10 protein-coding genes are annotated in these 11883 nt (G+C 43.5%); 4 read left to right on the top strand and 6 right to left on the bottom strand.

The window, feature by feature from the left end; translation table 11 throughout:
• Positions 1-5 precede the first annotated feature (5 nt).
• The 3 genes from pheT (at position 6) to MKS89_RS09220 (ending at position 3877) form a co-directional block, all read left to right on the top strand.
• Entirely contained in the window at positions 6-2393 is a 2388-nt protein-coding gene (gene pheT / locus MKS89_RS09230) for a phenylalanine--tRNA ligase subunit beta (RefSeq protein ID WP_072958540.1), read from the top strand.
• Between the two features lie 408 nt (positions 2394-2801).
• Positions 2802-3101: an integration host factor subunit alpha gene (gene ihfA, locus MKS89_RS09225; protein ID WP_021021763.1), complete on the top strand. Its 300-nt coding sequence runs from the start codon at positions 2802-2804 to the stop codon at positions 3099-3101.
• A 131-nt stretch (positions 3102-3232) separates the two neighbouring features.
• A complete protein-coding gene (locus tag MKS89_RS09220) occupies positions 3233-3877 on the top strand; it encodes a thiopurine S-methyltransferase (RefSeq protein ID WP_072958537.1) in 645 nt (214 codons plus the stop codon).
• A gap of 144 nt (positions 3878-4021) precedes the next feature.
• Here MKS89_RS09220 and purT read toward each other — a convergent pair whose 3' ends face one another.
• From purT to MKS89_RS09190, 6 genes are all read right to left on the bottom strand, one after another.
• On the bottom strand, positions 4022-5197 hold the full coding sequence (gene purT / locus MKS89_RS09215) for a formate-dependent phosphoribosylglycinamide formyltransferase (RefSeq protein ID WP_072958531.1): 1176 nt from the start codon (positions 5195-5197) through the stop codon (positions 4022-4024).
• A gap of 140 nt (positions 5198-5337) precedes the next feature.
• On the bottom strand, positions 5338-6225 hold the full coding sequence (gene cdd, locus MKS89_RS09210; RefSeq protein ID WP_072958528.1) for a cytidine deaminase: 888 nt from the start codon (positions 6223-6225) through the stop codon (positions 5338-5340).
• A gap of 147 nt (positions 6226-6372) precedes the next feature.
• Positions 6373-7062, bottom strand: coding sequence for a CidB/LrgB family autolysis modulator (locus MKS89_RS09205; RefSeq protein ID WP_072958525.1), 690 nt, complete (start codon positions 7060-7062; stop codon positions 6373-6375).
• Positions 7063-7074: 12 nt separating this feature from the next.
• Positions 7075-7440, bottom strand: a complete 366-nt coding sequence (locus MKS89_RS09200; RefSeq protein ID WP_072958522.1) for a CidA/LrgA family protein — start codon at positions 7438-7440, stop codon at positions 7075-7077.
• Between the two features lie 97 nt (positions 7441-7537).
• Positions 7538-8962 carry an exodeoxyribonuclease I gene (gene sbcB / locus MKS89_RS09195; RefSeq protein WP_072958519.1) on the bottom strand — a complete coding sequence of 475 codons (1425 nt, stop codon included), beginning with the start codon at positions 8960-8962 and terminating at the stop codon, positions 7538-7540.
• Positions 8963-9212: 250 nt separating this feature from the next.
• A complete protein-coding gene (locus MKS89_RS09190) occupies positions 9213-9959 on the bottom strand; it encodes a S24 family peptidase (protein WP_072958517.1) in 747 nt (248 codons plus the stop codon).
• Between the two features lie 210 nt (positions 9960-10169).
• Here MKS89_RS09190 and MKS89_RS09185 point away from each other — a divergent pair, with 210 nt between their 5' ends.
• Positions 10170-10766, top strand: a complete 597-nt coding sequence (locus MKS89_RS09185; RefSeq protein ID WP_072958514.1) for a hypothetical protein — start codon at positions 10170-10172, stop codon at positions 10764-10766.
• Positions 10767-11883: the final 1117 nt, after the last annotated feature.

The raw sequence follows: 11883 nt of genomic DNA, 5'->3' as shown, positions 1-11883 counted from the left end.
TTAGAATGAAATTCAGCGAATCATGGCTGCGCGAGTGGGTGAATCCTTCTGTAACGACAGATGAACTGGCGCATCAAATTACAATGGCAGGTCTTGAAGTTGATGATGTGACTGCTGTTGCCGGTACATTCACCGGTGTAAAAGTTGGCCATGTGGTCGAATGTGGTCAACACCCAGATGCCGACAAGCTTCGTGTGACGAAAGTTGATGTTGGTGAAGACGAGTTGCTTGATATTGTTTGTGGTGCGCCAAACTGTCGTCAAGGTTTGAAAGTCGCGGTCGCAACAGTCGGCGCTGTTTTGCCGGGTGATTTTAAAATCAAAAAAGCGAAATTACGTGGTCAACCTTCTCACGGCATGTTGTGCTCATTTTCAGAACTCGGTATCGATGTTGAATCCGACGGCATCATGGAACTGTCTGCTGATGCACCGATCGGCATGGACTTTCGTGCGTTCCTGAAATTAGATGATGTCACTATCGATGTGGATTTAACCTCAAATCGTGCCGATTGTTTTAGTTTACGAGGTCTGGCTCGTGAAGTCGGGGCTTTGAATCGGATGGATGTTGCTTCTCCGGATTTTCAAGTTGTCTCGCCTTCAATTGATGCGCAGATTGCGATTGATGTGAAAGCACCGAATGCATGTCCTCGTTACCTCGGCCGCATTGTGAAAAATGTTAATCTGAATGCGAAAACCCCATTATGGATGCAAGAAAAACTGCGCCGTAGTGGATTACGTTCGATTGATCCGGTTGTTGATGTGACCAATTACATCATGTTAGAGCAAGGCCAACCCATGCATGCTTTCGATTTGGCTAAAATTGAAGGTGGTATTGTGGTGCGGATGGCAGAGCAGGATGAAAAACTGACTCTGTTAGATGGTGCTGAAGTGTCACTGAACCATGATACATTGGTCATTGCTGATCATCAGAAAGCACTGGCGATTGCCGGGGTATTTGGTGGTGAAGCGTCTGGCGTTAACGAACAGACTCAAGATATCTTGTTGGAATGTGCCTTTTTCACGCCGGATAGTATTCGTGGGCGTGCGAGAAGTTATGGCTTGCATACGGATTCTTCAATGCGTTATGAACGCGGTGTTGATTATGCTCTGCAAACCAATGCGATGGAGCGGGCAACTGCGCTGCTACTGAGCATCTGTGGTGGCGAAGCCGCATCCATTGTGGTCGCTGAATCTGAATCACATCTGCCAAAACCGAATCAAGTGACGCTTCGTCGTGAAAAGCTTGACCGTCTGTTAGGACATGTGATTGCTGATGAAGATGTGGTTGAAATTCTGACTCGTTTGGGGATGGATGTGACCACAGTTGAAGGCGGTTGGTGTGCTGTTGCACCGACATGGCGTTTCGATATTGCCATTGAGCAGGATCTGATTGAAGAAGTGGGTCGTCTGTACGGCTATGACAATATTCCGCTTCAAGCACCACAAGCTGGGTTAACAATGAACCGGCATAAAGAAGCTGATTTACCATTGAAACGCGTTCGGGATCTGTTAGTTGATCGTGGTTATTACGAAGCAATTACTTATAGCTTCGTTGAGCCGGAACAACAAAAACAGATTGTTCCTGACGTTGAGCCACTGGTACTGCCAAATCCGATTTCAGTGGATATGTCAGCAATGCGATTAGGCTTGATTCAAGGGCTATTGAATACTGTCGCTCATAATCAGAAGCGTCAGCAACCTCGCGTACGCTTGTTTGAACATGGTTTACGCTTTATTCCTGATCAACACGCTGAGCAGGGTATCCGTCAAGAAGCAATGATTGCCGGTGTGATTGCTGGGCCTCAGACAGAAGAACACTGGCATGTAGAGAGCCGTACCGTTGATTTCTTTGATGCAAAAGGTGATGTGGAAGCGATTCTGGAGCTGACATCAAATCCAAGCGCTTATTCATTTGCTGCGACCCAGCATCCGGCATTGCACCCAGGACAGGCAGCCGCTATCTACTATGAAGGACGGCAAATCGGTGTGATTGGTGCCGTGCACCCTGAAGTTGAACGTAAGTTTGGCTTGAATGGCAGAACCATTGTGTTTGAGATTGAATGGAGTGGGCTGAATCAACGCTTGATTCCGGAAATTGCATCGGTTTCAAAATTCCCGGCGAACCGTCGTGATATCGCTTTAGTGGTTGATCAAACGGTGACATCTGGTGAAGTGGTCGTGGCTTGTGCCAATGCTGGTGGACCGCTTCTGAAAGAAGCGAAACTCTTTGATGTATACGTCGGTAAAGGGATTGAAGACGGTAAGAAGAGTCTTGCGATTGCGTTGACACTGCAGTCTGTAGACCGGACGCTTGAAGAAGCTGAAATTTCTGCTGTGGTTAGCGAAATTATTGCTGCTGTTTCTGAGCAACATGGTGCATTTTTGCGCGATTAATCTTTGTTATCATTGTATAAACAGGCTGGTGAATGTATGTCACCAGCCTGTTTTTTATCGGAAAGAAAAAATATTCAAATATGCTGAGTTCACAAATTTGAACTTTTGATATAAATTTGACATTATTATGATAATAATCAAATGGTTATATTGTATGGTTTCTACAAATTACGCTATTTCTTCTCGATTGAATCATCAATTTTTGCTGATTTAAATGTGACATGCTCCCACAATAGTCACGAATAACGTGTTTCTTTTGAAAGCGATTTAATAAAAAAGTTGGCGTAAATCAGAAGGTTGGCATACACTATTTACAATAAAGCCGATATGTTGTTGATTGGCTGAGTAAAAATGCTTTGGTGCTGTCACATCGACAGTAAGGTTCAATATAGCTTTGAGGGAAGTTTTATGGCGCTCACAAAGGCCGATTTGGCTGAAAACCTGTTTGAAACGCTAGAGTTTAGTAAACGGGATGCCAAGGAAACGGTTGAAGCATTTTTTGAGGAAATCCGTAAAGCTCTGGAAAATGGCGAGCAGGTCAAATTGTCTGGTTTTGGTAATTTTGATCTGCGAGACAAGAACGAGCGTCCGGGGCGGAATCCGAAAACCGGAGAGGATATTCCGATTACTGCAAGACGTGTTGTTACATTCCGTCCAGGACAAAAATTGAAAGCTCGTGTCGAAAATATCGATCCGAATGAAAGGTAGAATACTCTGAAAGTGTGGTGATCATGCCGCTTTCATCAAAGTGAATCTATTTTTCGATCTCTAGTTTTTTTGCCACTGATAAACAGTTCTGCTGGTCAGTGGCTGTTGTTTTTATATTAGAGAAGCGTTTCATGGATAAAGAATTTTGGCATAGTAAGTGGGCTTCCAACCGCATAGGTTTCCATATGACAGATGTGAATCCATTGTTGTTGGAGTACTGGCCTGCATTGTCGCCACAGAGAGAGGAGCAAGTTTTTGTTCCTTTGTGTGGTAAAAGTGAAGATCTCGTTTGGTTGGCAGCAAAACATGACAGAGTCATCGGTGTTGAACTCAGTGAGATTGCCGTGAGATCGTTTTTCTCTGAACACTTTTATACACCGTTAGTCACACAAATTGATTCATTTCATCAGTGTTATGAGTTTGATGAACTAGAAATTTATCGGGGTGATGTGTTTACAACACCACTTGACTGTGTCGAGCTAGTTTATGATCGGGCTGCATTGGTTTCTATCATGCCATCCCAGCGAGATGCGTATATACAGCGGTTGCGCGCTTTGTTAAAGCCAGGCGGGCGAATGCTTTTGATTACTGTTGACTATGAGCAGACAGAATTGGCCGGACCACCGTTTAGTGTTGATCGTAACCAGATCCAGCATTTGTTTCAGGGGATGAAAACAACACTGCTCTGCCGTAAAGAAGCGGATTCGGGGCATCCGAAAATTGCGAAACAAAAGCTGAGTCGATTTGCAGATGAAGTGTGGTTGATTGAAGCCTAGTTGATATATTAGAGCAAAGTTCAGGCCGGGACGTGATGCACGTTCCGGCCTGTTTTCGTTCTATTGCTCTTTTTTATTGAAATCGTCTAACGTGGTTTGCATCACCCTATCGATTAAGAACATATTTTGGTTGATGAGATGATATCAATAATGCAAGACAATATGACTCGCACACGCCAGTGCAGCGTCTTTCGCTTGTTGGGTATCTTCGCCTGTGGCGAGCGTTACCCCGAGTCTTCTTCTGCCATCAATCTCTGGTTTCGCGAACAGACGGATTTGTGTATTGGGAACCATCAGCGCATTCGCCACGCCATCAAAACGGACATTGTCGGATGTGCCCTGGCCGAGTAAAGCCACTGATGCGGCAGGCTGATACGATACAATCTGCTGGATAGGTAATCCTGTAAATGCACGGACATGTAAGGCAAATTCAGATAAATTCTGCGAGATTAAAGTAACGAGTCCCGTGTCATGGGGGCGAGGGGAGACTTCGTTGAAAATGACTTGATCACCCTTAACGAATAGTTCAACACCAAAGATTCCGTATCCACCGAGTGCCGTAACAATTTTTTCTGCAACCGTCTGAGCATTTTTTTGGGCAACTTCAGACATCGCTTGAGGCTGCCAAGATTCACGATAGTCGCCATCTTCTTGCCGATGACCAATGGGTGCGCAGAAATGGATGCCATCAACAGCGCTTACCGTGAGTTGGGTGATCTCGTAATCAAAATCGATAAAACCTTCAACAATCACTCGACCGGCACCGGAGCGACCCCCTTCTTGTGCATAATGCCAAGCTTTATCGATATCTTGTTCCGATTTGAGGACACTCTGGCCTTTACCTGAGGAACTCATCACTGGCTTAACAACACAGGGAAGCCCGATTTCGGTAATTGCATCGCGGAAGTCATGATAGCTATCCGCAAAACGGTAAGGAGAGGTTGTGAGAGATAATGTTTCGGCGGCTAGACGGCGGATGCCTTCGCGATTCATTGTCAGTTGAGTTGCTTTGGCTGTTGGTACAATATGAACGCCTTCGCCTTCCAATTCGACAAGTGTTGCCGTGGCAATCGCTTCTACTTCAGGGACAACATAATCGGGTTTTTCGAGTTCGATGACGCGACGCAGGGCATCACCATCCAACATATTAAAGACATGGCAACGATGCGCAACTTGCATAGCCGGTGCGTTGGCATATCGATCACAAGCGATAACTTCCAGTCCTAATCGTTGGCATTCGATTGCGACTTCTTTACCTAACTCTCCGGAGCCAAGTAACAGAACTCGTGTTGCACTTTCTCTTGTCGCTGTCCCTAACATTCTCTGATTACCTCTTCTCATTTTGAAAACTGCGGCAATCATACTGAAAAACCCCAAAAAAGCAAACGTTTGCTTTTTTGGGGTTTAGATAGGAGTTTGTTTTTTATCTTTAATAATTAGCTATTTATAAATTTATGATGCTATATCTCAATATGTTCCAGCTGAATATGTGGCGCAATTTTTTGCAATACCGAACGGGTTGTATCCAAATGGGTGACGGTTGCTTTTTGGGTTTCAGCAAGCACGACACGATTGATATCGTTCAATGAATAGCCACCCATTCTAAGCAAGATCACTGCAACTTGCAGAGGCGGAAGGCTCGGATTGAAAGCCGCATTTTCGGCATAAGACCCGAGATAAATGTGTTGATCTTTGAGTTCAATGGCGATACCACTCAGTGAATGACTATAGGGTGCATAACTGTGATTGAGAGCTTTCAATGCTGCTTGTTGTAATGGATCTGAATAATCAGCTTGGATCTGATGTGTTTGCTGATCCATGAGGCGAATCTTCATGCCCAGATCTGCTGGGCCAAAAGCTTCCGGAAGGTAATCGTGCAGTTTTTTCGTTGCCTGATTGGGAAGCGTGATTTGGAGTGCCTCGGCGTCGGCGAGCTCATTCATAAACTGACGGCAATGGCCGCATGGTGGTGTATCAACGATAATATCGCTGAGTTTGTTTTCACCACACATCCATGCATGAGCAATGGCGGCTTGTTCGGCATGAATTGTTTGTCCGAGTGGTACGCCGGAAAATTCGATATTGGCACCAAAATATAGCGCACCGGACCCACCTCGGACGATGGCACCAACATGGAAATTGGAAACTGGCGTATCCGCATAAATAGCAGCCAGTGGGAGCAAATGTTGAGCAAGGGTGACGGCATTAAAACCAGTTGCGTCCATTAAATGCTCAACCTGTTGCGCGGTGATAGTGGCTGAAAATTTCGGATTGATGACAATCTCTTCGAGTGGTTTAGCCAGTGCCTCTGGTAATTGGCTGAGAACAGTGAGTCGGTCTTGGGTCATATGTTCATCTCTTTCATCAATTCAGGCATTTCATACTAACGCAGTTTGATGAAAATGTTGTGACTGAAATCCTGTTATAGTGATGTATGTTACTTCCATTTCATTAATAATGAGATATTAATCAATATTAAGAGGCGTAATCACTCGTTAAGTTGTCAGTAATGGGCCTAACCACAGCACCAATGCGTAAGCGAGTGGCGCCAGTATTGAAGTGATAATGCCACAAAGCACGAGCGCAAGTGAACTGAATGCTGCATCGCGGGGATCATTTTCAACACAACTGGCTGTGCCTAATGCATGGGAAATGCTTCCCATAGTTAACCCTTTTGCGATTGGATGGGTGATATGGAGCAAGCGATAAACCGGATAAGCGAAAATAGCGCCGAATAGCCCGACGATCAGCACCAAAATTGCAGCAATTGATGGCTCCCCACCAAGATTATTGGTGATCTCCATGGCAATCGGTGTCGTGACTGATTTGGAAAGTAACGCAGCGATGAGCGGTGTATCTGCATGGAATAAAACCGCAATCAATGCTGTGGTCAGCATTGACATGACACTGCCAAAAACACAGGCAAATAGGATAATTCGCCATTTGGCACGAATTTGCGGTAATTGCTCATACAGGGGATAGGCAAGGGCGACAACCGCGGGTTGGAGTAAAAAATTCACCCACTGATTGTCTGCTGCGTAAGTTTCATAAGGCACGTTAAAATAGAGCAGAATGCCGATAATAATGACGACACAAATGAGTAGTGGGTTCGCTAAAGGGGTATTACATTTTTGACATAGCCAGCGAATGGCAAAGAAAATAACAATAGTAATCAAAAGCCACATGGGTGAAATTCCTCAGTGATGTTCTTTTTTCAGCATACGATCGAGTAACAAACCCATACAGACCAACACAATGACTGTTCCACCAATTGCACTGGCAAATATGGGGAGTGCATTCTCAATCAGTGTGTCGAAATGGGTCATCAAACCGACACTGATCGGTACAAAGAGAAAAACCATATAGCGAATAAATAGTGACGCCCCCGGTTTTACCCACGAGACGGGTAACAGGCCACTGGCGAGTGCGATAAATAGAATCAGCATTCCCAAAACACTTCCGGGAATAGAAAGATGTAACCAAACCTGGATGAGTGTTCCAAGCCATAGGGAGGCCATGATTGCTCCCAAAGAAACCACCAATTTGAGTAGTGAGATGATCATGTCGAGTTCCGAAATTGAGTGATGATTGATTCTTGGTTCATGCAAGTCATATTGATGTGTAGGACTTGCATGAAGTAGCGATTCAGCAAGTGGCCCGTTATGATGTCAGGTTAAGCACATATTGGTAGATTGATTTCAGAATCTGCATCTTGTGGGGATCCTGCTCATGTTCATGAGCCAGATTTTCCAGACGAAGACTGTAATCATCCATATGTTGGGAGAAGTAGTCCTGACAGTGTGATTGCCACTGTTTTTGTTCATGTAAGGTGAGTGTTTCAGGATAGTTTCTGGCTCGATAACGGAATAATAAGGGCTTGATCCGTGAATCTTGGAAAGAGATTGATAAATCTTGTAAGGCTTCGGGCGATGTTTGGCGGATAATCTCCATCGCGGCTTTGTCAGCCGGGTTGAAAAAGTCTTGGTATAACATCGTATCGACGTCAGTATCCGTTGGATAGTCTCTCTCTTCACTAAATACTTGAACCAGCTTTTCTCTGATATCCTGAGCTTGTTTTATGAGAGATAAATGATGTAAACATTTGTCCCTATCGATGCCAATCGTACGCGCATTTTCTGCCGTGAGCGTCTTGGCAGGAGCGAGGATCGGGCACTTATTGAGATGAACCAGCTTCACCGGGATCGGTAACTCATCTTCTTGTAAATCATCACGTTTTGTGTAGAGCCGCTCCCGAATTTCGTCAGCATTGAGGTCAAAAAGTGGTTGAGGATCTTTCGCCAAATCAACCATGATAACCGCATTTTTGTTATGCGGATGCCAAGCCAGTGGCACAACCCAACTGGTATATTGGCAGTGGCTGCCGAGCATACCGGACACGTGCATTAATGGCGTCATACTGACAATATCGATTAAAGCATTCAGTTTGCGTTTATGTCGCATGGAATAGAAATAATCGAATAATTTCGGTTGCGCATTCTTGATGACTTTTGCCAATTCGATGGTTGCATACACGTCGGCCATCGCATCATGGGCATTGCTATGCTCGATACCATTTGCAACGGAAAGATGTTCGAGTTTAAAGCTGGTATTGCCATCTTCATTTTCAGGCCACACAACCCCTTCCGGGCGTAATGCATGGCAGGCTCGTGCGACGTCGAGCAGATCCCAACGCGAATTGCCGTTTTGCCAGCTCCATGCATAAGGATCAATGAAATTGCGATAACAGGTATAGCGAGTTACTTCATCGTCAAAACGGATATTGTTATAACCCAGACAGGTGGTATTGGGATGAGACAATTCCTGATGGATACGTTGAATAAACTCGGGCTCTGATAAACCTTTGTTGTTGGCTTGCTGTGGTGTGATACCGGTAATGAGTGCAGCTTCCGGTGTCGGCAGATAATCGACCGGCAGTTGACAGAAGATGACCAGCGGCTCGCCAATGATGTTGAAGTCCATATCTGTTCTGACCCCGGCAAACTGACAGGGACGATCTTTTGCGGGATGGACTCCCCAGGTTTCATAATCGAAAAAGAAGAATGTTGGTTGTGCGTTGTTTTTCATATGCTTTATGTGTTGATTAAATCAGCTAAATCAACCAATTGAATGAATACGACAGGCCATTGGAACAACGGCAGGATGGACTTCACAACTGGTAGAGATGATCATCTCGTTGGCAGTGATTCTATTTCAATAAGTATCCGATAATCAGTCATCGAAAGGCAAGACAATTCATCAATGTATACCGATGCCGACTGTCATTGCCAACAAGGCGAATACTATCATTTCGGTGGTGAAGAGAAAACAGAATGTCTTAGAGTGTCATCATAATTTGTTTGACGTGGCCGATGATACGGAATCGATCGGTATCAAACTCAAGGGGACGATAGATTGCATTGAGTGATACCAGTAATTGATGTGGCCCGTCAATTTCTAGTTTTTTGACAGAAACATAATCATGCGAATGATGGTCAACGACGACGATGATTTTACCGTGTTGCATCTCATGATTGGGTTCGACAATCACGATCGAACCTTCGGGGATACTTGGAAAACCATTCGGATTACACATTGAGTTGCCATGCACTTGCATCGCGAATGCTTGCGCTGAAATATCATCGCTGACGGTTATCCACTTTGTCACAGAACGGGTGGGAAGAGGTGCGTTCGATTGTTCGAGGACTTGCTCTGGCGTCAATAGAGGTAATACTCTGGATTGATGTTTCGCCAGTGGCTTAAAGTTTTGAATACTCTTGTCTGGCGTTGTATTTGCTGTGATGACACTCGATGATTGATAGCTCATTTCTGGTTTTTTGATCGCCAGTGTATCCCTGCTCCCGAGTAGACACTCTACTGTCGTGCCCAGTAATTCCGCGATGTTGATCAGTTTTGACGTCTCTGGTATGGCTTCACCGATTAACCATTTTCTGATTCCAGTTAGTGAGAGCCGGTAGGGGAGATTCTCCTGTAGATACCGGGCTCTGCCTCGTACAGGAATCCCTTGTTCATCGCAGATTGTGTTGAGCCGTTGCGCAAAAGTGAGAACATTATGGTTAGTCATGATTAAATCTCTAATATGAAACTAATTGTTCGCATTGTGGGCTTGAAAACAAACCGATAGTTGTATTTAATTTTGTAACTATTGGTTCTTATTGTAATGAAGTTGCATCAGAATTGCTACTGCCTGAATACTGTTTTGAATGAAACGGGATCATGATAAGACCAGCAACACTTTGTATGTGTAACCATTTATTTTTTATAAGGGAAAATCATGAGACCTGAAACATTACTGGCAAAATTTAATCTGAAAAGTATGGATTATCAAAAAATGCATCAGGGAGGAAAAAGTAGATTCAGTGTTGAGGAACAGCTCTCAATGGTCGGTGTAAGCTGGAAAGCCTCACCGATTGGCTTTCTCATTTTATTTGTCGAAACACAGGGATGTCTTCATTCTCGCCGGGCGTTGGAAAAAGAGATCCAGTCTGAAATTGTCACACTAACGACAAACTGGCGTGGTCAGCGCAGTGAGTCAGCATTTGCAGCAATGGTCAACGCGGCAATTGAAGAAGCGACTCATCCACAAGGCTGTATTTGTTCATCCTGTGGTGGTACTGGTCTTTATAAGACACCCCACCGGCAGATGAGAAAGTGTACGCATTGTAAAGACGGCCGCGTATTATGGAGTCCTGAATCACGTTATGTTGCGATGTGTTCTAATCACTTTATTTGTTCGTACCCGATATTCAAACGATACCATGTCGTTCTGGAACAGTTGAGTCAGTGGCTTGCGGCACAACGTAATGCTGCTATGTTGACGTTGATGGAAAGAATAAAATTAGAAGAAGAAGCGTATGCTCTTATGAATTAAAATATTTTCATACCACATAAAAATACTTATATTTGAATGTAATTTAACTTCTTAATAGTGTGAGCGAATATATCAAAGCACATGATTTTTTTGCGCATAATATCCACAATGAAAAGCGCTGTAAAAAAGGTCGTTTTTTATTTTTACTGTTGTAGATTTATTATATTATCTGTTCGCAATGATGCGAAGGGAAGTATTGAAATATATATTTGAATGACGCATGATATCCACAATGAAAAGCTCTGCCAAAATGGTTGAGCTTTTTTATTTCCACTGTCGTGGATCTATTATATTTCCTGTTCGCAATGATGTGAAAGGAAGTGTTGAAATATACATTTGTTTGGCGCATGATATCCACAATGCAAAGCTCTGCCCAAATGGTGGAGCTTTTTTATTTTCACTATTGTGGATCTGTTATATTTTCTGTTCGCAATGATGCGAAGGGAAGTATTGAAATATACATTTGAATGGCGCATGATATCCACAATGCAAAGCTCTGCCAAAATGGTAGAGCTTTTTTATTTTCACTATTGTGGATCTGTTATATTTTCTGTTCGTAATGATGCGAAAGGAAGTATTGAAATATACATTTGAATGGCGCATGATGTCCACAATGCAAAGCTCTGCCAAAATGGTTGAGCTTTTTTATTTTTACTGTTGTGGATCTATTATATTTCCTGTTCGCAATGATGCGAAGGGAAGTATTGAAATATACATTTGAATGGCGCATGATGTCCACAATGCAAAGCTCTGCCAAAATGGTTGAGCTTTTTTATTTTTACTGTCGTGGATCTGTTATATTTCCTGTTCGCAATAATGCAAAGGAAAGTATTGAAATATACATTTGAATGGCGCATGATACCCACAATGCAAAGCTCTGCTAAAATGGTTGAGCTTTTTTATTTTTACCATTTGAACCTATAGTATTATCTGTTCGCAATGATGCGAAGGGAAGTATTGAGATATACATTTAAATGGCGCATGATATCCACAATGCAAAGAACTATCTGAATAATTAATTTTTTATTCGTGTAAGATTTAAATTGTTCTTTCTATTCATTTAAATAACCCATTAGATCCTACTCAGGATTTGATGGGTTATTGTCGTCAGGTAGAC

It is taken from the genome of Vibrio gazogenes (genome assembly GCF_023920225.1).
In the GTDB taxonomy this organism is placed as follows: Bacteria; Pseudomonadota; Gammaproteobacteria; order Enterobacterales; family Vibrionaceae; genus Vibrio; species Vibrio gazogenes.
Note: the sequence above shows the minus strand (reverse complement) of the source record. Positions and strands in the feature narration are given on the sequence as shown.